At 74.0% G+C, this 20,055-nt stretch carries 18 protein-coding genes; 9 read left to right on the top strand and 9 right to left on the bottom strand.

Annotated features, from left to right (window positions below; all coding sequences use genetic code 11):
- The 5 genes from hutU to hutH are packed head-to-tail and all read left to right on the top strand — an operon-like array spanning position 1 to position 6,976.
- Positions 1 to 1,659 carry a urocanate hydratase gene (gene hutU / locus E1166_RS10185; RefSeq protein ID WP_132337869.1) on the top strand — a complete coding sequence of 553 codons (1,659 nt, stop codon included), beginning with the start codon at positions 1 to 3 and terminating at the stop codon, positions 1,657 to 1,659.
- Complete coding sequence (locus tag E1166_RS10180) at positions 1,652 to 2,851, top strand: allantoate amidohydrolase (RefSeq protein ID WP_132337867.1); 1,200 nt, start codon at positions 1,652 to 1,654, stop codon at positions 2,849 to 2,851. The genes hutU and E1166_RS10180 overlap by 8 nt, the downstream gene beginning before the upstream one ends.
- Positions 2,842 to 4,194 carry a formimidoylglutamate deiminase gene (locus tag E1166_RS10175; RefSeq protein WP_132337865.1) on the top strand — a complete coding sequence of 451 codons (1,353 nt, stop codon included), beginning with the start codon at positions 2,842 to 2,844 and terminating at the stop codon, positions 4,192 to 4,194. Before E1166_RS10180 ends, E1166_RS10175 begins: the two co-directional genes overlap by 10 nt.
- A gap of 23 nt (positions 4,195 to 4,217) precedes the next feature.
- Entirely contained in the window at positions 4,218 to 5,441 is a 1,224-nt protein-coding gene (gene hutI, locus E1166_RS10170; RefSeq protein WP_132337903.1) for an imidazolonepropionase, read from the top strand.
- The gene (gene hutH / locus E1166_RS10165; RefSeq protein ID WP_132337863.1) at positions 5,438 to 6,976 is read left to right on the top strand and encodes a histidine ammonia-lyase; all 1,539 of its coding nucleotides are present in this window, start codon (positions 5,438 to 5,440) and stop codon (positions 6,974 to 6,976) included. Before hutI ends, hutH begins: the two co-directional genes overlap by 4 nt.
- A 90-nt stretch (positions 6,977 to 7,066) precedes the next feature.
- Here the strand turns inward: hutH and rdgB are convergent, their stop codons facing one another.
- The 9 genes from rdgB to E1166_RS10120 form a co-directional block, all read right to left on the bottom strand.
- Positions 7,067 to 7,681: an RdgB/HAM1 family non-canonical purine NTP pyrophosphatase gene (gene rdgB / locus E1166_RS10160; RefSeq protein WP_132337861.1), complete on the bottom strand. Its 615-nt coding sequence runs from the start codon at positions 7,679 to 7,681 to the stop codon at positions 7,067 to 7,069.
- A gap of 52 nt (positions 7,682 to 7,733) precedes the next feature.
- A complete protein-coding gene (rph, locus tag E1166_RS10155) occupies positions 7,734 to 8,462 on the bottom strand; it encodes a ribonuclease PH (protein ID WP_132337859.1) in 729 nt (242 codons plus the stop codon).
- 65 nt (positions 8,463 to 8,527) lie between these two features.
- Positions 8,528 to 9,274, bottom strand: coding sequence for an MBL fold metallo-hydrolase (locus E1166_RS10150; protein WP_132337857.1), 747 nt, complete (start codon positions 9,272 to 9,274; stop codon positions 8,528 to 8,530).
- Between the two features lie 195 nt (positions 9,275 to 9,469).
- Entirely contained in the window at positions 9,470 to 10,435 is a 966-nt protein-coding gene (locus E1166_RS10145; protein ID WP_132262819.1) for a pyridoxal-phosphate dependent enzyme, read from the bottom strand.
- A gap of 11 nt (positions 10,436 to 10,446) precedes the next feature.
- Positions 10,447 to 10,812, bottom strand: a complete 366-nt coding sequence (locus E1166_RS10140; RefSeq protein WP_132262821.1) for a MoaD family protein — start codon at positions 10,810 to 10,812, stop codon at positions 10,447 to 10,449.
- Positions 10,813 to 10,880: 68 nt separating this feature from the next.
- Positions 10,881 to 11,369 (bottom strand): M67 family metallopeptidase, encoded by a 489-nt coding sequence (locus tag E1166_RS10135; protein WP_132337855.1) that lies wholly within the window; start codon positions 11,367 to 11,369, stop codon positions 10,881 to 10,883.
- A gap of 55 nt (positions 11,370 to 11,424) precedes the next feature.
- Positions 11,425 to 11,919, bottom strand: coding sequence for a DUF2017 domain-containing protein (locus E1166_RS10130; protein WP_207914149.1), 495 nt, complete (start codon positions 11,917 to 11,919; stop codon positions 11,425 to 11,427).
- A 120-nt stretch (positions 11,920 to 12,039) separates the two neighbouring features.
- The gene (gene clpS, locus E1166_RS10125; protein WP_132262827.1) at positions 12,040 to 12,330 is read right to left on the bottom strand and encodes an ATP-dependent Clp protease adapter ClpS; all 291 of its coding nucleotides are present in this window, start codon (positions 12,328 to 12,330) and stop codon (positions 12,040 to 12,042) included.
- A gap of 115 nt (positions 12,331 to 12,445) precedes the next feature.
- Positions 12,446 to 14,026 carry a hypothetical protein gene (locus tag E1166_RS10120; protein WP_132337853.1) on the bottom strand — a complete coding sequence of 527 codons (1,581 nt, stop codon included), beginning with the start codon at positions 14,024 to 14,026 and terminating at the stop codon, positions 12,446 to 12,448.
- A gap of 196 nt (positions 14,027 to 14,222) precedes the next feature.
- Between E1166_RS10120 and E1166_RS10115 the strand changes: the two genes are divergently transcribed.
- The 4 genes from E1166_RS10115 to E1166_RS10100 all read left to right on the top strand — a co-directional run.
- Positions 14,223 to 16,901, top strand: coding sequence for a LuxR family transcriptional regulator (locus tag E1166_RS10115; RefSeq protein WP_132337851.1), 2,679 nt, complete (start codon positions 14,223 to 14,225; stop codon positions 16,899 to 16,901).
- 16 nt (positions 16,902 to 16,917) lie between these two features.
- A complete protein-coding gene (locus E1166_RS10110; RefSeq protein ID WP_132337849.1) occupies positions 16,918 to 18,204 on the top strand; it encodes a nicotinate phosphoribosyltransferase in 1,287 nt (428 codons plus the stop codon).
- Positions 18,205 to 18,216: 12 nt separating this feature from the next.
- Positions 18,217 to 18,798 carry an isochorismatase family protein gene (locus tag E1166_RS10105; protein ID WP_132337847.1) on the top strand — a complete coding sequence of 194 codons (582 nt, stop codon included), beginning with the start codon at positions 18,217 to 18,219 and terminating at the stop codon, positions 18,796 to 18,798.
- A gap of 64 nt (positions 18,799 to 18,862) precedes the next feature.
- On the top strand, positions 18,863 to 20,055 hold a 1,193-nt coding region (locus E1166_RS10100), incomplete at its 3' end, for an MFS transporter (RefSeq protein WP_132337845.1).

The raw sequence follows: 20,055 nt of genomic DNA, 5'->3' as shown, positions 1-20,055 counted from the left end.
ATGCACCAGCCCGTCCGCGCCGCGCGCGGCACCGCGCGCACCGCCCAGGGGTGGCCGCAGGAGGCCGCCCTGCGGATGCTGATGAACAACCTCGACCCGGAGGTGGCCGAACGCCCCGACGACCTGGTCGTCTACGGCGGCACCGGCAAGGCGGCACGGGACTGGCCGTCCTACCACGCGCTGGTGCGGACGCTGACCGAGCTGCGCGACGACGAGACGATGCTGGTGCAGTCCGGCCGCCCGGTCGGGGTGCTGCGTACCCACGAGTGGGCGCCCCGGGTGCTGCTGGCCAACTCCAACCTGGTCGGTGACTGGGCCACCTGGCCCGAGTTCCGGCGGCTGGAGCAGCTCGGCCTGACCATGTACGGGCAGATGACCGCCGGCTCGTGGATCTACATCGGTACCCAGGGCATCCTCCAGGGCACGTACGAGACGTTCGCCGCCGTCGCCGCGAAACGCTTCGGAGGCAGCCTCGCCGGGACGCTGACGCTCACCGCCGGCTGCGGCGGGATGGGCGGGGCGCAGCCCCTGGCGGTCACCATGAACGGCGGTGTCTGCCTGATCGTGGACGTGGACCGCACCCGGCTGGAGCGCCGGGTGCACGACCGCTACCTGGACGAGGTGGCCGACTCGCTGGACGACGCGGTGCGGCGGGTACGCGACGCGAAGCGGGACCGGCGGGCGCTGAGCGTCGGCGTGGTCGGCAACGCCGCCACGGTCTTCCCCGAGCTGCTGCGCCGGGGCGTCGAGATCGACATCGTCACCGACCAGACCAGCGCCCACGACCCGCTGTCCTACCTGCCCGAGGGGGTGGAGCTGGCCGACGCCCGGGACTACGCGCAGGCGTTGCCGGCCGAGTTCACCGACCGGGCCCGGGCGTCGATGGCGAAGCACGTCGAGGCGATGGTGGGGTTCCTCGACGCGGGCGCGGAGGTCTTCGACTACGGCAACTCGATCCGGGGCGAGGCACGCCTCGGCGGGTACGACCGCGCGTTCGACTTCCCCGGTTTCGTGCCGGCGTACATCCGGCCGCTGTTCTGTGAGGGCAAGGGGCCGTTCCGCTGGGCGGCGCTCTCCGGCGACCCGGCCGACATCGCCGCCACCGACCGGGCCGTGCTCGACCTGTTCCCGGAGAACGAGTCCCTGGCCCGGTGGATCCGGATGGCCGGCGAGCGGGTGGCCTTCCAGGGCCTGCCGGCGCGGATCTGCTGGCTGGGCTACGGCGAGCGGGACGTCGCCGGGGTGCGGTTCAACGAGATGGTCGCTTCCGGCGAGCTGAGCGCGCCGGTGGTGATCGGCCGGGACCACCTGGACTGCGGCAGCGTGGCCAGCCCCTACCGGGAGACCGAGGCGATGGCCGACGGCTCCGACGCGATCGCCGACTGGCCGCTGCTCAACGCGCTGGTGAACACGGCCAGCGGGGCGTCGTGGGTGTCGCTGCACCACGGCGGCGGGGTGGGCATCGGCCGGTCGATCCACGCCGGCCAGGTCTGCGTCGCCGACGGCACCGCCCTCGCGGGGCAGAAGATCGAGCGGGTGCTCACCAACGACCCGGCGATGGGCGTGATCCGGCACGTCGACGCCGGCTACGACGCCGCCCGCGAGGTCGCGCGGCGCACCGGCGTGCGGGTGCCGATGGGTGAGGCGCATCATGAGTGAGCTGGCCGTCCGGTTCCGGCGGTTGTGGGACGAGATCGCCCCGGTGGGGCGGGACGCGGCCAGCGGCGGTTACCTGCGGTACGCGCTGACCGAGCCGGAGCTGCGGCTGCGGGAGTGGTTCCGCGACCAGGCCGACCGGCGGGGCATGCCGGTGACCGGGGACGGCAACGGCAACCTGTTCGCCTGGTGGGGCGACCCCGCCGGAGGTGACGCGGTGCTCACCGGCAGCCACTTCGACTCGGTGCCGCACGGCGGGGCGTACGACGGGCCGCTCGGCATCGTCAGCGCCTTCCTCGCCGTGGACGAGCTGCGGGCCGCCGGGGCCGCCCCGGTCCGGCCGGTGGCGGTGGCCGCCTTCGTCGAGGAGGAGGGGGCCCGGTTCGGCGTACCCTGCCTGGGGTCGCGGCTGCTCACCGACCAGATCGCGGTCGACCGCGCGGCCGGGCTGCGCGACGCGGCCGGGGTCAGTTTCGCCGAGGCGCTGGGCGAGCGGCCGGCGGGCGGCGACCTCGGGCTGCTCGGCCGGTTCACCGCCTTCGTGGAGCTGCACGTCGAGCAGGGCCGGGCGCTGGTCGACGCGGACGCCCCGGTCGCGGTGGCCAGCGCGATCTGGCCGCACGGACGGTGGCGGTTCGACTTCCACGGCGAGGGCAACCACGCCGGTACGACCCGGATGGCCGACCGCCGCGACCCGATGCTGACGTACGCGTTCACGGTGCTCGCCGCGAACAAGGAGGCTCGGCTGCGGGACGCGCACGCCACCATCGGCCGGGTCGCGGTCGCGCCGAACGCCACCAACGCGATCCCGTCGACGGTCACCGGTTGGCTGGACGCCCGGGCCGCCGAGCCGGAGACCCTGCGCGGCCTGGTCGAGGCGGTACGGGCCAAGGCCGCCGACCGGGCTCGACGGGACGGCACCGTGCTGACCTGCACCGAGGAGTCGGCGACCCCGCCGGTGGCGTTCGACACCGGGCTAGCCGAGCGGCTGGCCGGGCTGCTCGACGCCCCGGTGCTGCCCACCGGGGCGGGGCACGACGCGGGGGTGCTCGCCGCGCACCTGCCCACCGCGATGCTGTTCGTGCGCAATCCCAGCGGGGTGTCGCACTCCCCCGCCGAGTCCGCCACCGACGCCGACTGCGCCGCCGGGGTGCGGGCCCTGGCCCGGGTGCTGGAGGAGCTGGCATGCCGATGAGATGGCTGGCCGAGTACGCCTGGCTGCCCGACCACGCCGAACCCACCCCCGACGTGCTGATCGAGACCGACGGGGGGCGGATCACCGCCGTGGCCCCGCTGACCGCCGGCGGGCCGACCGCCGGCGTGGAGGTGCTCGGCGACGCGGTGCGGCTGCCCGGCCTCACCCTGCCGGGCCTGGCCAACGCCCACTCGCACGCCTTCCACCGGGCGCTGCGCGGGCGCACCCAGGGCGGCCGGGGTGACTTCTGGACCTGGCGGGACGTCATGTACGAGGTGGCGGGGCGGCTCGACCCGGACTCGTACCTGGCCCTGGCGCGGGCCGCGTACGCCGAGATGGCGCAGGCCGGCGTCACCTGCGTGGGTGAGTTCCACTACCTGCACCACGGCCCCGACGGCACCCCGTACGACGACCCGAACGCAATGTCCGCCGCGCTGGTCGAGGCCGCCGCGCACGCCGGCATCCGGCTCACCCTGCTGGACGCCTGCTACCTGACCTCCGCCGTGGACGGTGCGCCGCTGGCCGGGCCGCAGCGGCGGTTCGGCGACGGGGACGCGCTGCGCTGGGCGGAACGGGTCGAAGCGTTCACGCCGGAGGACGACCACGCCCGGGTCGGCGCGGCGATCCACTCGGTGCGCGCGGTGCCGGCGGAACAGCTCGCCACGGTCGCCGGCTGGGCCGACCGGCACGGCGTGCCGCTGCACGTGCACCTGTCCGAGCAGCCCGCCGAGAACGACGCCTGCCGGGCGGTGCACGGGTGCACCCCGACCCGGCTGCTCGCCGACCACGGCGTGCTCGGCCGGCACACCACCGCCGTGCACGCCACCCATCCCACGAGCGCGGACGTGACGCTGCTCGGGGAGAGCCGCACCGGCGTCTGCCTCTGCCCCACCACCGAACGGGACCTGGCCGACGGCATCGGCCCGGCCCGCCGGATGGCCGAGGCCGGCAGCCCGCTCAGCCTCGGCAGCGACAGCCACGCGGTGGTCGATTTGTTCGAGGAGGCCCGCGCGGTGGAGCTGGACGAGCGGCTGCGCACCCGGCGGCGTGGGCATTTCACGTCCGTCGAGCTGCTGACCGCCGCCACCGTGGCCGGGCACGCCGCGCTGGGCTGGGGCGACGCCGGTCAGCTCGCCGTGGGGATGCGTGCCGACCTGGTCACCGTACGGCTCGACAGCGCCCGCACCGCCGGGGTGCCGCCGGTCGGGGCGTTCTTCGCCGCCACCGCCGCCGACGTCGTGCAGGTGGTGGTGGACGGCCGGGTGGTGGTGCGCGACGGCCGGCACCTGACGGTGGACGTCCCGGCCGAGCTGCACGCCGCCGTCGAGGAGGTGACCGGGTGACCGGCGACGACTGGGCACGCCGGCTGCCGGCTGCCGGGCGGGCGGCCCGCGGCACCGGCAGTCTGCTGGTGGACAACATCGGTGAGCTGGTCACCAACACCGCCGACGGAGAGGGTCGGCTGGGCCTGCGCCGGGGTGCCGCGCTGCTGGTCGAGGAGGGACAGGTGGCCTGGATCGGGCCGGCCCGGGACGCGCCCGCCGCCGACCGGCGCATCGACGCCGAGGGTGGCGCGGTGCTGCCGGGTTTCGTGGACAGCCACGCCCACCTGGTCTTCGCCGGGGACCGGGCCGCCGAGTTCGCCGCCCGGATGGCCGGCCAGCCGTACACCGGGGGCGGCATCCGCACCACCGTCGGCGCGACCCGCGCGGCCTCCGACGACGAACTGCGGGCCACGGTGCGCCGGCTGCGCGGCGAGGCCATGCGCCAGGGCACCACCACCATCGAGATCAAGAGCGGGTACGGGCTCACCGTCGCCGACGAGGCCCGCTCGCTGCGGATCGCCGCCGAGGTCACCGAGGACACCACCTTCCTCGGCGCACACGTCGTCCCCGCCGAGTACGCCGACCGGCCGGACGACTACGTGGGCCTGGTCTGCGGGCCGATGCTCGCCGCCGCCGCCCCGTACGCCCGCTGGATCGACGTGTTCTGCGAGCGGGGGGCGTTCGACGTCGACCACGCCCGGGCGATCCTCGCCTGCGGACAGGCAGCCGGGCTCGGCGTGCGGGTGCACGCCAACCAGCTCGGCCCCGGACCGGGCGTGCAGCTCGGGGTGGAACTCGGCGCGGCCAGCGTCGACCACTGCACCCACCTGACCGACGCGGACGTCGACGCCCTCGCCTCGACCACCGTGGACTGGACGTCCGGTTCGGTGACCACCACGCTCGCCACCCTGCTGCCCGGGGCGGAGTTCTCCACCCGGTCGCCGTACCCGGACGCGCGGCGGCTGCTCGACGCCGGGGTGACCGTGGCGCTGGCCACCGACTGCAACCCCGGGTCGTCGTACACCTCGTCGATGCCGTTCTGCGTGGCGCTCGCCGTACGCGAGATGCGGATGACCCCGGCGGAGGCCGTCTGGGCGGCGACCGCCGGCGGGGCACGGGCCCTGCGCCGCGACGACGTCGGGGTGCTGCGGCCCGGCGCCCGGGCCGACCTGATGATCCTCGACGCCCCGTCCCACCTGCACCTGGCCTACCGGCCCGGTGTCCCCCTGATCCGCCAGGTCCTGTTCAACGGAGTGCCGCAATGACGAACGTGACTGTCCAGCCCACCGGGATCTCCCCCGCCGACGTGCTCGCCGTGGCGCGCGGCGCCGCCAAGGTCGTCCTCGACCCGTCGACCGTCGAGGCGATGGTGGCCAGCCGGTCCATCGTGGACGGCATCGAGGCCGCCGGCCGCCCCGTGTACGGCGTCTCCACCGGTTTCGGAGCCCTGGCCAACACGTTCGTCGCACCCGAGCGGCGGGCCGAACTCCAGCACGCGCTGATCCGCTCGCACGCCGCCGGGATCGGCGCCCCGATGCCCCGCGAGGTGGTCCGGGCGATGATGCTGCTGCGGGTACGCTCCCTCGCGCTCGGCCGCTCCGGCGTGCGCCCGCTGGTCGCCGACGCCCTGATCGACCTGCTCAACCACGAGGTCACCCCATGGGTGCCGGAGCACGGCTCGCTCGGCGCCTCCGGCGACCTGGCGCCGTTGGCCCACTGCGCGCTGGTCCTGCTCGGCGAGGGTTGGGTGCTCGGCCCGGCCGGCGAGCGGGTGCCCGCCGCCGACGCGCTGCGCCGGGCCGGGCTGGCACCGGTCGCGCTGGCCGCCAAGGAGGGGCTGGCGCTGATCAACGGCACCGACGGGATGCTCGGCATGCTGCTGCTGGCCATCCACGACGCCCGGCACCTGTTCACCATGGCCGACGTGACCGCGGCGCTGGCGATCGAGGCGATGCTCGGCTCGGAGCGGCCGTTCCTGCCGGAGCTGCACACCATCCGGCCGCACCCCGGCCAGGCCGCGTCGGCGGCGAACATCCACCGGCTGTTGCAGCACTCGGCGGTGATGGACTCGCACCGCGACGACCTGGCGCACGCCGTGCAGGACGCGTACTCGATGCGCTGCGCGCCGCAGGTGGCCGGCGCGGCCCGGGACACCCTCGACTTCGCCGAGACGGTGGCGGCGCGCGAGTTGCTGTCGGTGGTGGACAACCCGGTGGTGCTGCCGGACGGCCGGGTCGAGTCCACCGGCAACTTCCACGGCGCACCGCTCGGTTTCGCCGCCGACTACCTGGCCATCGCCGCCGCCGAGGTGGGCGCGATCGCCGAGCGTCGGGTCGACCGGCTGCTGGACGTGGCCCGCAACCGGGACCTGCCGGCGTTCCTGTCCCCCGACGCCGGGGTCAACTCGGGGCTGATGATCGCCCAGTACACGGCCGCCGGCATCGTCGCGGAGAACCGCCGGCTCGCCGCGCCCGCGTCGGTCGATTCGCTGCCCACCAGCGGCATGCAGGAGGACCACGTCTCGATGGGCTGGGCGGCGACCAAGAAGCTGCGTACCGTGCTGGACAACCTGACCAGTTTGCTCGCGGTGGAACTGCTGGCCGCCGTACGCGGGTTGCAGCTGCGCGCGCCGCTGACGCCGTCCCCGGCCGGCCGGGCGGCCGTCGCCGCGCTGGGCGGGATCGCCGGTGAGCCGGGCCCGGACGTCTTCCTCGCCCCGGTGCTGGAGGCGGCCCGCACGGTGCTGACCGGACCGGAACTGCGGACGACGATCGAACGCGAGGTCGGCCCGCTCGGGTGAGCCGGTCCTGTCCCGCCCCGGCTCACGACGCGACCGGGGCGGGCGCGGGCTCGACCCAGGTGGGCTCGCCCCGGACCGGCTCGGCTTGGCTCAGGCCGACGGCAGCACCTTCGCGACCAGCTTGGCGAGCTCGCGCAGCGCCTTCCCGCGGTGGCTGATCGCGTCCTTCTCGTCCGGCGTCAGCTCGGCGTTGGTCCGCTCCTGACCGTCACCGAGGAAGATCGGGTCGTAACCGAAGCCGCCCTCGCCGCGCGGTGCGCGCAGCAGCCGACCGCTCTGCCGGCCGTCGACCAGGTGCTCCTTGCCACCGGGCAGCACCAGCACGACCGTACAGACGAACGACGCGCCCCGGTGCTCGTCGGGCAGGTCGGCGATCTGGTCGAGCAGGAGCTGGAGGTTGGCCCGGTCGTCGCCGTGCCGGCCGGCCCAGCGGGCGCTGAACACCCCCGGCATACCGTTCAGCGCGTCCACCGCGATGCCCGAGTCGTCGGCGATGGTCGGCAGGCCGGTCCGCCGGCAACCCTCCCGCGCCTTGATCAGGGCGTTCTCGCCGAAGGTCAAGCCGCTCTCCGGCAGTTCCGGGTACTCCTCGACGTCGTCCAACCCGACCAGGGCGATCCGGTGCGCGCCGAGCGCCCCGTCGAGGATCCGCTGCAACTCGACGAGCTTCTTGCGGTTACGGGTGGCCAGCAGGACCTTGTTCATGATGGGTCACCTTCGTTCGCGACTACCAGGCGTGCGGGACAACCCGTCGCGCTCACGACGAGAGCGCCTTGCGCTGCGCCTCGGCCAGTTCCAGACAGCCTGCCACGCCCAGGTCGAGCAGCGCGTCCAACTGCCCTCGGGAGAAGACGCCGTCCTCCCCGGTCCCCTGCACCTCGACGAACTCGCCGGAGCCGGTGCAGACCACGTTCATGTCCACCTCGGCGGCGACGTCCTCGGCGTAGTTCAGGTCCAGCCTCGGCTCCCCGGCGACGATGCCGACGCTGATCGCGGCCACCGACCGGTGCATGACCTTCTCCGGCTTGCCGGCCAGCGACCGGCGGGCGGCCAGCCAGGTCACCGCGTCGTGCAACGCCACGTACGCACCGGTGATCGCCGCCGTACGGGTGCCACCGTCGGCCTGGAGCACGTCGCAGTCGAGCACGATCGAGTTCTCGCCGAGCGCCTTCAGGTCGATGCTGGCGCGCAGGCTCCGGCCGATCAACCGGGAGATCTCATGGGTGCGACCCCCGATCTTCCCGCGGACGCTTTCCCGGTCGGAGCGGGTGTTCGTGGCCCGCGGCAGCATCGCGTACTCGGCGGTCACCCAGCCGAGGCCGGAGCCCTTGCGCCAGCGGGGCACACCCTCGGTGACGCTGGCGGTGCAGAGCACCCGGGTGTCGCCGAACTCGACAAGCACCGACCCCTCCGGGTGGCTGCTCCAGCCGCGGGTCAGGGTCACCGGTCGAAGGTGGTCGGGCAGCCGCCCGTCAGGTCGCGCCATCCCTGCACCCTATGCGGTCGGGTGATCCAACCGATCCCGGGTGCCCTCCACCGGTGGCAGGTGTCTCAGATGTCGTACGCGGCTCCGGCGCGGACCACTTCCAGCGGCCCGGTGTACGCCGACGCCGCCGCCTCGACGGTGTGCGCCTCGCTGCCCCAGGCGGCCACCAGATGGGTGAGCAGCAGCCGACCCACCCCCGCCTTGGTGGCCGCCTCGCCGGCCTCCCGGCCGGTCAGGTGCAGATCCGGCGGGTTGTCCACGCCGTCGAGGTAGCTGGCCTCGCAGAGGAAGACGTCGGCGTCCTGGGCCAGCCGCAGCAGCGCGTCGCAGGGGGCGGTGTCCGAGGAGTAGCAGAGCACCCGTCCGCCGTGTTCCAGCCGCACCCCGTACGTCTCGACCGGGTGGTTCATCCGGTCCACGGTGACGGTGAACGGGCCGATCGGGAAGGTGCCCGGCTGGAGGCCGTAGAACTGGTAGACGTCCTCGACGGTGCTGTCCTCCTGGCCGTACACGGCGGCGAGCCGGTCCGGGGCACCGGAGGGGGCGTAGACCGGCAGCGGCGGGTACGGGCCGTCCGGCGCGTACCGGCGGACCACCACGTACGAGGCGGCGTCGAGGATGTGGTCGCAGTGCAGGTGGGTGAGGAGGATGGCGTCGGGGGCGTGCAGGCCCACATAGCGTTGGAGGGTGGACAGCGAGCCGGAACCGAAGTCCACCAGCAGCCGGTACCCCTCCGCCTCGACCAGGTAGGCGGAACAGGGGGACTCGGGGCCGGGGAAGCTGCCCGCGCAGCCGAGCACCATCAGTCTCATCCGGTCGCCCCGCTGTCACTCACAGTAGTCGACACGCCGGTGTCAGCACCGCCGATGATCTCTACCGACGCGTACGCCACGCTGCGCAGCCTACGCGCAGCGACGGCGGGCAAGAATCATCTACTGGAACTTGTCACCAACGTGACACCCACGCGGGCGGCCGGCGGTCCGCCGGCCGCCCGCGGGGTCGGACGCTCACGCCCAGAGCTGGCCTTCGAGGGCATTCTCCGCGTCGGCCAGGGTGCCGCCGTAGGCACCGGTCGACAGGTACTTCCAGCCGCCGTCAGCGATCACGAAGGCCACGTCGGCCCGGCGTCCGTCGCGTACCGCCTCGTGCGCCACGGCGAGGGCGGCGTGCAGGATCGCCCCGGTGGAGAAGCCGGCGAAGATCCCCTCCACCTCCACCAACTGCCGGGTACGCAGCACGGCGTCCCGGGTGCCGACGGAGAAACGCCGGCTGAGCACGGTGGCGTCGTACAACTCGGGGACGTACCCCTCGTCGATGTTGCGCAGGCCGTAGACCAGCTCGCCGTAGCGCGGCTCGGCGGCGACGACCTGGATGCCGTCGACCTTCTCGCGCAGGTACCGTCCGGTGCCCATCAGGGTGCCGGTGGTGCCCAGCCCCGCCACGAAGTGGGTGATCGTGGGCAGGTCGTGCAGCAACTCCGGCCCGGTCGTCTCGTAGTGCGCCCGGGCGTTGGCCTCGTTGCCGTACTGGAAGAGCATCACCCAGTCCGGATGCTCGGCCGCGATCTGCTTCGCGGTCGCCACGGCCTGGTTCGAGCCGCCGGCGGCCGGCGAGAAGATGATTTCCGCGCCGTACATCCGGAGCAGCTGCACCCGCTCGGTGGAGACGTTCTCCGGCATCACGCAGACCAGTCGGTACCCGCGCAGCTTGGCCACCATGGCCAGGGAGATGCCGGTGTTGCCGCTGGTCGGCTCGAGGATGGTGTCCCCGGGGCGGAGCCGGCCGGCCTGCTCGGCCGCGCGAACCATGAACAGGGCCGCGCGGTCCTTGATGCTGCCGGTCGGATTCCGGTCCTCCAGCTTGGCCCAGAGCCGCACCGGCGGCGCCCCCTCGGGCACCGTCGGCGAGAGCCGCGGCAACCCCACCAGGGGGGTGCCGCCGCAGGCGTCGAGCAGGCTGTCGTACCGCGCCATGACGGCCGCCCTCAGTGGGCGGCGACGGCCGCGTCGTGCGCCACGCGCCCGGCGACGGAAGCCCGGTGCTGGCTGAGCGCGGCTGCCGCCGCGAAGCCGAACGCGCCGCCGGCGACCGCGGGCAGGATGGTCACGCTGTCGCCGTCGTTGAGCTTGGCGTCCAGCGCGCCGAGGAAGCGGACGTCCTCGTCGTTGACGTAGACGTTGACGAAGCGGTGCAGCGCGCCGGCGTCGGTGACCAGCCGGGCCTTCAGGCCGGCGTGCCGGGAGTCCAGGTCGGTGAGCAGGTCACCCAGGGTGTCCCCGGCACCCTCGACGACCTTCGCGCCGCCGGTGTAGCTGCGCAGGATGGTGGGGATGCGAACCTCGATGGCCATGATGTCGTGCTCCTTGATCGGGTGTGCTTCGGTGACGGGACGTGAACGGTGGGACGGCGCTGAGGAGGTCAGCGGCCGGAACACTCGTAATCGACCGTCGCCGGGCTCTGCCCGAACATGTAGGACTGCACGGCGTGCGGGTCAACAGCAGCGTCCACGATCCGCACCGGCTCCTCGGTCACCACGCCGTCGACGATCCGGAAGGAGCGGATCTCCTCCGTGTCGGGCTCGCGGGTGGAGACCAGTAGGTAGTGGGCCCCGGGCTCACCGGCGAAGGAGACGTCCGTGCGGGACGGGTACGCCTCCGTCGCGGTGTGCGAGTGGTAGATGACGACCGGTTCCTCGTCGCGGTCGTCCATCTCCCGCCACACCCGCAACTGCTCCATCGAGTCGAACTCGTAGAAGGTCATCGAGCGGGCGGCATTGTCCATCGGGATGTGCCGGGTGGGGATGTCGCTGCCGGCGGGACCGGCGACCACGCCACACGCCTCGTCGGGGTGGTCCCGACGCGCGTGGGCGACGATCGCCTCGACGATCGACCGGTCGATGCTCAGCACGTGCCCCAGCCTAGCGCCCACCGGCCGCACGGGGCGAGGCGGCGACCGTCACAGTTCAGTCGATCAGGGCGTTGAGCAGGGATTCCTGAAGGTAACCCAGGTAGGCGTAGACCGACAGTTGGAACACCCGGGACGAGGTCGGGTCCTCGGCGACCGCCTCGTCGAGCTCCTCGCCCAGGTCGGTGCCATCCTTGATCTCCAGCCGGACGCCCATCGCGAGCCGGGCGTCGTTGAGCGCCCGCAGCCACGCCTCGGCCGCCTCGGCGTCGAGCCGCACCTCGCCGCCGGCGCTGTCCGGCAGCGCGGCCAGGATCGCGCCCGCCTGGTCGATCTTGGCGGTCTTCAGGTCACCCTCGGTGTACCGGCGGAACTCGGCCGTGCCCGTCGGGTCGTCCGGATACACCTCGGGAAAGAGCCGCCCGACGACCGGGTCGCCGTGGTCGAACCCGTCGGTGAGCAGCCCGACCACCTCGGAGGCGACCTTGCGCAGCACGCGCACCTCGTCGACGGCGAAGGTGGCGACGTAGCGGTCGCCCTGGCGGCGGAACATGCTCACGACTGCCGTCCTGTTCGCGACTGCGGGGCTCGCAACCCCGGCTCACTCCTCGCGCTCACGACTGCCGTCCTGTTCGCGACTGCGGGGCTCGCAACCCCGGCTCACTCCTCGCGCTCACGAGCGTTCCACCGTCGCCCACAGTCCGTAAGCGTGCAGCTGCGAGGCGTCGTGCTCCATCCGCTCCCGGGCTCCGGTCGACACCACCGCCTTGCCCTTGTGGTGCACGTCCAGCATGAGCTGCTCCGCCTTCTCTCGGCTGTACCCGAAGAGCTTCTGAAAAACCCAGGTCACGTACGTCATGAGATTCACCGGGTCGTCCCAGACGATCGTCACCCAAGGCCGGTCCGAGACCGGCACCTCGTCGGTGTCCGGCGTCTCGACCGGTGCAACCTGTGGAGCCGCCATGCCTCCCATCGTGCCACCGGATCCGGCGATTCGAGGAACCGGAACGCCGGGGCCGCCCGGATCACCCTCCCCGACTGCAGCAATGGGAGCCCTGGACGGCCCGGACGACGCCCGCTCAGGCGAGCAGGATGCCGTGGTCGAGCGCATCGGAGAGCACCGTGCCGAGCGACAGCCGGACGGCCTCGAACCGGCGGGAGATCTCGCGGGACAGTTCCAGTTCCACCTCGCGCAGCACCCGCTGCGCCCAGGACCGGGCGGCACCCTGGTCGTCGTTGCCGGGGCTGCGCCAGTGCTGCCAGCACCCGCCGGAGAGCGCGATCGCGACCGGCGGCAGCACCTCGGCGCGGGGCGGGCCGGGATGACCGGCGAGGGCGTCGATCGCGCCGGCGCCGGTCAGGTCACCCACCCCGGCGGTGCTGGTCACCAGCAGCACCCGGGCCAGGCCCGGTCCCGACGACGGCTCGGCCAGGCCCCAGTGGACTGCGGCGATGATCCGCCGACGGACCCCCTCGGCCACCGGAGCGCCGAAGATCCGCGCGGCGGCCTCGTCGACGATCGCGCGTACCGCGTGGTCGCAGGCGGCGGTGGCCAGCAGCGAGAGCGCCTCCATCTCGCGGTCGAGCAGTTGCGGCAGGCCCGCGCAGCCCACCCCGAAGACGATCTCCTGGACCGCCCGCAGATGGGTGTTGGCCAGTTCGAGCGCGAGGTGTTGGCGGATGCTGCGGGCGCAGGTGCGGGTCTGCCGCTCCAGCCACTCCGACCAGCCTCCGGTGTCGACATCCGGCCGGACGGGCACCCGGCCGTGCGCGCCGGGCAGCACCAGCGGCTGGAGACTGCCCCGACGCAGCGCCTCGTCGGCTGCCCAGCCGGTCAGAGCCCGGTGCAGGTCGGGATGCTGCGCCCGGTGCACCGGGAACCAGCGCGCGTCGGCCAGGGCCGGCACGGCGGCCAGCAGCGCCGCCCGGTGCGCCTCCACGGCCACCCCGGCGGGGTCGACCGGGGCCGCCACGTCGCCCGCCGCAGCCGGCAGGGCCGGCGCGCCGGCCGGAGGTGGTGCCCCCGCCTCACCCGCCGGAGACGGTGCCGCCGGGTCGACCGGGGCCCAGCCGCCCGCGCCCGGGGTGACCACGAAGAAGACCCTCGCCCGCGCCCGGGCCACCTCGGCGAGCAGGTGCAGCTCCGCGGCGCTGAACGCCTGGTCAGCGCCGATCACGAAGAGCAGCGCGCCGCCGCGGCCCACCGCGTCCAGGAGCACCCGCCCACCGGCGACGCCGAGGGTGTCGGTGTCCGGCGTGTCGAGCACCGCGAAGTACCGCAGCAGCGACTCCGGCAGGCTCAATTCGACCCGGCGCGGAGGCCGGGCCAGGGCGGGGCCGGCCGCGGCCTGGTCCGCGCCGTAGATGTGCGGCTGCCGGTAGCCCGGCACGTACGCGGCCCGGGTGGCGACCCGGGCGTACCGGATGAGCAGCGTGCTGCCGGCCGGCACGGTGAGCATGCCGGCGGGGACGCCCAGCAGGGCGGCGAGCACCTCACGCCGGGCGGCGCCGGCCGGGCCGGCGGCGACCACGGTGAGCGGGTCGTCGGCACCGGGCTCGGTGACCCCGAGGCGGGTCGGCAGCGGCCCGCCCCCGGCCAGCGTGGTGGCCCGGCCCGGTTCGTCGGGCACGTCGATCCCGGGAAGTGGACCGGATCTCATCGGCAGCTCCCGGTGAGGGCGGACGGTGCGGCGCCCGCCGGAACCGTCGGGTGCGGTAGCACCCGGATGCCGGAAGGGTAAAGGCTTCCACCGACTCGTACGGGACACCACGATACTCAGCGGTAATCGCCGGATTACTCAACTTCACAGCGTGACGGTGCCTACGCGGACGGATTTCCGTCGATATGCTGCTCCGATGAGTCGGTGGTGTTTCGTCGGCCGAACGGATGAACTTGACTGTCTGCGATCGGCGGTGGAAGGGGTCGAGGGGCGGGGCCTCTTCTTCAGCGGCACAGCCGGCATCGGCAAGAGTCGGCTGCTGCGGGAGGGGGTCGCGGCCCTGCCCGCCGACCGGTACGCGATCTGGTCCGTCGCGGCCAGCACCGCCACCGCCGCTCTACCCTTCGGTGGGCTGGCCCAGGTCCTCCCCGCCGAGCAGCCGCAGGGGCTCTCCCCGGCCGGCGTGCTGCGCTGGGCGGTGGAGGTGCTGCAGGAACAGGCCGCCGGCCGGCGGATCGTGCTGGCCATCGACGACGCCCACCTGCTCGACCCGCCGTCGGCCGCGCTGGTCCACCTGCTCGCCCGGCAGGAGAACACCGTCGTGCTGGGGACGCTGCGCAACGGCGAGCAGATCCCGTTGCCGATCCGCGCACTGTGGACCGACGACCTGGTCACCCACGTCGAGCTGGCCCCGCTGGGCCCCACCGAGACCAGCGACCTGCTCGCCGCCATCCTGGACGGCCCGGTCGACGCCTGCTCGGCCGACCGGCTCGCCAAGCTCTCCGCCGGCAATCCGCTGCTCCTGCGCGAACTGGTGCACGCCGCGAACGGCGGCGGTGAACTGGACCGCCGCTACGGCGTGTGGCGGTGGACCGGGCGGCTGGAACTGGCCCCCAGCCTCACCGACCTGATCGACACCCGGATCGGCCGGCTGGATCCCGGGGTACGGGCCGTGGTGGAGCTGGTCGCCGTCGGCGAGCCCCTCGGTCTGCACCTGCTCAACCAGGCCGCCGACCCGACCGACGTGGAGGTCGCCGAGGAACGCGGCCTGATCACGATGGTCGAGGACGACCGTCGGCTCGACGTCCGGCTGGCCCACCCGCTCTACGGCGAGGTGCTGCGTCGCAACTGCCCGGTCAGCCGGACCAGGCGTTTGCGGGCCCGCCTGGCCGAGCTGGTGGAGGCGGTCGGCGCCCGGCGCCGGGGCGACCTGCTCCGGGTCGCGGTGTGGCGGCTGGACTCGGGCACCGCCCAGGACGGCGCGCTGCTGCGGGCCGCCGCGGCCCAGGCGTTCGCCCGCTACGACGTACCCCTGGCGACCCGGCTGGCCCGCGCGGCGCTCGACCTGGACGGCGGATTCGACGCCGCGGAGCTGCTCGCCACCATCCTGATGTTCGCCGACCGGTCCGACGAGGCGCTGCGCGTGCTGGACGCGGTGGCCGGCGAGGTCGCCGACGACCAGCGGCGCAGCCGCTGGCTGACCGTACGGGGCATGGTCAGCTACTGGGGGCTGAGCCGGGAGTCCACGGTGGACGACGTCGCCCGCGCCGGCGCCGAGCTGAGCGACCCCGGCGACCAGGCCCGGGTACGCGCCTTCGAGGCGATCATGCGGTTGCACCGGCTGGACGTGACCGAGGCGCTGCGGTTGAGCCGGTCGGTGCTGGACCGGCCGGCGGCCGGCGTGGCGGCCCGGGAACTGGCCCGCTGCACCATCGCGCACCTGGACGCCGCCCGCGGGCGGTTCCGGCACAGCGCCTCGGCGATCGCCCGGGTGCAGGCCGAGGCGCCGGCCTGGCGGGCCGACATGCCGTACCTGCAACTGGCGATGGACCTGGCCCGCGGCACCCGGTTGGCGCTCGCCGGTGACCTGGCCGGCATCGACGCGATCGCCGCCGACGAGTTCGCCGACCTGGCGGGGGCGGGCGATTTCCGGCTCGGCACCGGCTACCTGGCGATCCTTCAGGCGTACGCGGCACGGCTGCGCGGGCGCAGCGGCGAGGCCCTGAAGATCAGCCTCGGGGCGTGCGCGGTGCTGGCCACCAGCCGGGTCTACGCCGGCCTGGCCCATGCCGAGCGGGCCCAGGCCGCCGCGTGGCGGGGTGAGGCCGAGGCGGCGGCGGAGGCGATGGCCGAGGCGGACCAGGTGCACACCCCGGGCATGGCGGTGCTCTACCCCTGGCTGGAGCAGGCCCGCGGCGCGGTGCTGGCCGCCGGCGGCGACCTGCCCGGCGCGGTCAAGCACCTCGGCGACCTGGCCGACCGGCTCCGCGCCGACGGGTTCGCCGGACACGAGGTGCTGGTCCTGCACGATCTGGTCCGGCTCGGCGCGGCGGACGCTCCGGTCGGACCCACCTGCACCGACGGCAGCCGCCGCACGGTGGCGCAACGTCTGACCGACCTCTCCGAACGGGTCGACGGGGCACTGCCGCCGCTGATCGCCCGGTACGCCCGCGCCTCGGTTGACGACGACGGTGTCGACCTGCTGGCGGTGGCCGACGCGTTCGCCGAGCGGGGCTTGACCGTGTGGGCCAGCGAGGCCGCCGCGGTCGCGCTGCGGGCGCTGCGCCGGGAGCGGGGCAGCGCGGCCACCGCCGCGCACCAACGCTTCGGCGCCCTGGCCGGCGGCTGCGACCAGATCCGCACCCCGGCGCTGGAGGCGCTGCGGCCGACCCTGACCGACCGGGAACGGCAGATCGCCGCCCTGGCCGCCGCGGGTGTGACCAGCCGGGTGATCGCCGAACGCCTCTTCCTGTCCACCCGCACGGTGGAGAACCACCTCCAGCGGGTCTACAGCAAGCTGGGCGTCACCGGGCGGGCCGAGTTGCCGGGCGCGTTGCGCTCGATCACGGGCCACGGCGGCGGGCAGCCGGGGTGAACTCTAGGCTGGGATCGTGAGCACCTTTCGTCCCGCGCTGTTGACCGACCACTATGAGCTGACCATGGTCAGCGCCGCCCTACAGGACGGCACCGCCGCCCGGCGCTGCGCCTTCGAGGTGTTCAGCCGACGGCTGCCGGCGGGGCGCCGCTACGGGGTGGTCGCCGGGACGGCCCGGCTGGTGGAGTTGATCCACGACTTCCGCTTCGGGGCCGACGAGGTGGAGTTCCTGCGCCGCACCGGGGTGGTCGACGACGCCGCCGCCGAGTGGCTGGCCGGCTACCGGTTCACCGGCGACGTCGACGGGTACGCCGAGGGTGAGCTGTTCTTCCCCGGCTCGCCGATCCTCACCGTCTCCGGCGGCTTCGCCGAGTGCGTGGTGCTGGAGACGCTGGTGCTCTCGGTGCTCAACCACGACTGCGCGGTGGCCGCCGCGGCGGCCCGGATGGTCACCGCGGCGCGCGGGCGCACCCTGATCGAGATGGGGTCCCGGCGGGCGCACGAGGAGGCCGCGGTGGCCGCGGCCCGGGCGGCCTATCTGGCCGGGTTCCGGTTCACCTCGAACCTGGCGGCGGGCCGGCGCTACGGCATCCCCACCGCCGGCACCGCAGCGCACGCGTTCACCCTGCTGCACGACGACGAGCGGGCGGCGTTCGCCTCGCAGGTGGCCACCCTCGGCAAGGAGACCACGCTGCTGGTGGACACGTACGACATCAGCCAGGGCATCCGGAACGCGATCGAGGTGGCCGGGCCGGAGCTGCGGGCGGTCCGCATCGACTCCGGCGACCTGGCGGTGATCGCCCAGCAGTCTCGGGAACTGCTCGACTCCCTCGGCGCCACCGAAACCAAGATCATTGTTTCGGGCGACCTGGACGAGTACGCCATCGCGGCGCTCGCCGCCGAGCCGGTCGACATGTACGGTGCCGGCACCGCCGTGGTCACCGGCTCCGGTGCCCCCACCGCCGGCCTGGTCTACAAGCTCGTCGAGGTGGACGGACGCCCGGTGGTCAAGCGCTCCGAGCACAAGGCCACCATCGGCGGCCGGAAGGTCGCGGTACGCCGGCACAAGCCGACCGGCACCGCCACCGAGGAGGTCATCGTCCCGCAGGGGGTTCCCGACCGGCAGCCCAACGACCGGCTGCTGCAACGCTCCTTCGTCGTCGACGGGGAGCCGGTCGCGCCGCCCTCCCTGGACGAGTCCCGGGAGCACCTGCGGCAGTGCCTGATCTCCATCCCGTGGGAGGGGTTGAAGCTCTCCGCCGGTGACCCGGCCATCCCGGTCACCGTTGTACCGACCAGTTGAGGGAGGCAATCGATGGCCAACGCCCTGATCATCGTGGATGTGCAGAACGACTTCTGCGAGGGTGGCTCACTCGCGGTCGGTGGGGGCGCCGGCGTGGCCGCCGGGATCTCCCGGCTGCTCGCCGCGGACCCGGGCCGCTGGGACCACGTGGTGGCGACCAAGGACTACCACATCGACCCGGGGTCGCACTTCGGTGACCCACCGGACTACGTCGACTCCTGGCCCCGCCACTGCGTGGTGGGCACCACCGGTTCGGAGTTCCACCCGGAGTTGGAAACCGGCCGGATCGAGGCGATTTTCCACAAGGGGGAGCACGCCGCCGCGTACTCCGGTTTCGAGGGGCACGCCGACGACGGCGAGTGCCTGGCGGACTGGCTGCGCCGCCACGACGTGGACCGGGTCGACCTGGTGGGCATCGCGACCGACCACTGCGTACGGGCCACCGCGCTGGACGCGGTACGGGAGGGCTTCGAGGCCACCGTGCTGCTCGACCTGACCGCCGCCGTCGCGCCGCAGACCCTCGACCGTGCACTGCGGGAGATGACGGACGCCGGGGTGCGGCTCCCGGGCGAGGCGGTAATGCGCACCGCTTGAGCGGGTATTCGCTTGCCGATGTCGTACCCCCGGCGCAGGATGGCCGCCGGAGGTACGGACCATCATGAACATGACACCTTACCGGCAGGTGCTCGCTCTGCCTGGGCTGCGGCCGTTGCTGCTGCTGTCCGTGCTCGCCCGCATCCCGCTCACCGCGACCGGGGTGACGCTGACCTTCTTCGTCGTGCTCGACCTCGGCCGGGGCTACGGCGCGGCCGGCCTGGTCGGCGCCGCGCTGACCGTGGGCGGGGCGATCGGCTCACCGCTGCTCGGCCGCCTGGTCGACCGGCACGGCCTGCGTCCCGTGCTCGCCCTCACGACCGTCGCCGAGGCGGCGTTCTGGGCGAGTGCCCCGGCCCTGCCGTACCCGGTACTGTTGCCGGCCGCGTTCCTGGCCGGTCTGCTCGCCCTGCCGGTCTTCTCGGTGATCCGCCAGTCGGTCGCCGCGCTGGTGCCGGCCGCGCAACGTCGCCCGGCGTACGCGCTGGACTCGATGTCCGTCGAGTTGTCGTTCATGGTCGGGCCGGCGCTGGCCGTGGCGCTGGCCACCGCCGTCTCGGCCCGGGTCACGCTCTGGGCGGTCGGGGCGGGCGTGGTCGGCGCAGGTGCCGCGCTGTGGTTCATGAATCCACCCACCCGCAGCGCCGACGAGCCGGTCGGGCCGCAACCCCGGGTGCCGCGCCGGCTCTGGCTGACGCCCCGCCTGCTCGCCGTGTTCGCGGTCAGTGCGGCGGCCACCCTGGTACTCGGCGGCACCGACGTCGCCGTGGTGGCCGTGCTGCGGGCCAGCGGGGAGGTCGGCTGGACCGGGGCGGTGCTCGCCATGTGGGCGGTCGCGTCGCTGGTCGGCGGCTTCGCGTACGGCGCGGTCAAGCGCTCCTTCTCCCCGCTGGCGCTGGCCACCGCGCTCAGCCTCTGCACCATTCCGGTCGGGCTGGGCGGCGGCCACTGGTGGCTGCTCTGCCTGGCGCTGATTCCGGCCGGCGCGCTCTGCGCCCCCACCCTCGCGGCGACCGCCGACGCGGTGAGTCGGCTCGCCCCCGCCAGCGTCCGTGGTGAGGCGATGGGCCTGCACGGTTCCGCCGTCACCGTCGGCATCGCGCTGGGCGCCCCGCTGGCGGGCGCGGTGATCGACGCTTCCGCTCCGTTCTGGGGTTTCGCGGTGACCGGCGGGGTCGGGCTGCTGGTCGCGCTGGCGGTGCTCCCGCTGGAGCTGCGCCACCGGCGGCAGCCTCCCACCGTCGAGCCCGCCTCCCC

This window comes from Micromonospora sp. KC213 (assembly GCF_004348325.1).
GTDB lineage: Bacteria > Actinomycetota > Actinomycetes > Mycobacteriales > Micromonosporaceae > Micromonospora.
This window is presented reverse-complemented; position numbering and strand designations above follow the sequence as displayed.

What these genes read in the sequence shown, in the direction of transcription:
- E1166_RS10145 (WP_132262819.1), bottom strand. Translation starts at nt 10,435, where the DNA reads ATGGCGCGGTACGACAGCCTGCTCGACGCCTGCGGCGGCACCCCCCTG.
- clpS (WP_132262827.1), bottom strand. Translation starts at nt 12,330, where the DNA reads ATGGCGGCTCCACAGGTTGCACCGGTCGAGACGCCGGACACCGACGAG.
- E1166_RS10175 (WP_132337865.1), top strand. Translation starts at nt 2,842, where the DNA reads ATGCCGATGAGATGGCTGGCCGAGTACGCCTGGCTGCCCGACCACGCC.
- E1166_RS10120 (WP_132337853.1), bottom strand. Translation starts at nt 14,026, where the DNA reads ATGAGATCCGGTCCACTTCCCGGGATCGACGTGCCCGACGAACCGGGC.
- E1166_RS10115 (WP_132337851.1), top strand. Translation starts at nt 14,223, where the DNA reads ATGAGTCGGTGGTGTTTCGTCGGCCGAACGGATGAACTTGACTGTCTG.
- rdgB (WP_132337861.1), bottom strand. Translation starts at nt 7,681, where the DNA reads ATGAACAAGGTCCTGCTGGCCACCCGTAACCGCAAGAAGCTCGTCGAG.
- E1166_RS10130 (WP_207914149.1), bottom strand. Translation starts at nt 11,919, where the DNA reads ATGTTCCGCCGCCAGGGCGACCGCTACGTCGCCACCTTCGCCGTCGAC.
- E1166_RS10140 (WP_132262821.1), bottom strand. Translation starts at nt 10,812, where the DNA reads ATGGCCATCGAGGTTCGCATCCCCACCATCCTGCGCAGCTACACCGGC.
- hutU (WP_132337869.1), top strand. Translation starts at nt 1, where the DNA reads ATGCACCAGCCCGTCCGCGCCGCGCGCGGCACCGCGCGCACCGCCCAG.
- E1166_RS10105 (WP_132337847.1), top strand. Translation starts at nt 18,217, where the DNA reads ATGGCCAACGCCCTGATCATCGTGGATGTGCAGAACGACTTCTGCGAG.
- rph (WP_132337859.1), bottom strand. Translation starts at nt 8,462, where the DNA reads ATGGCGCGACCTGACGGGCGGCTGCCCGACCACCTTCGACCGGTGACC.
- hutH (WP_132337863.1), top strand. Translation starts at nt 5,438, where the DNA reads ATGACGAACGTGACTGTCCAGCCCACCGGGATCTCCCCCGCCGACGTG.
- E1166_RS10180 (WP_132337867.1), top strand. Translation starts at nt 1,652, where the DNA reads ATGAGTGAGCTGGCCGTCCGGTTCCGGCGGTTGTGGGACGAGATCGCC.
- E1166_RS10150 (WP_132337857.1), bottom strand. Translation starts at nt 9,274, where the DNA reads ATGAGACTGATGGTGCTCGGCTGCGCGGGCAGCTTCCCCGGCCCCGAG.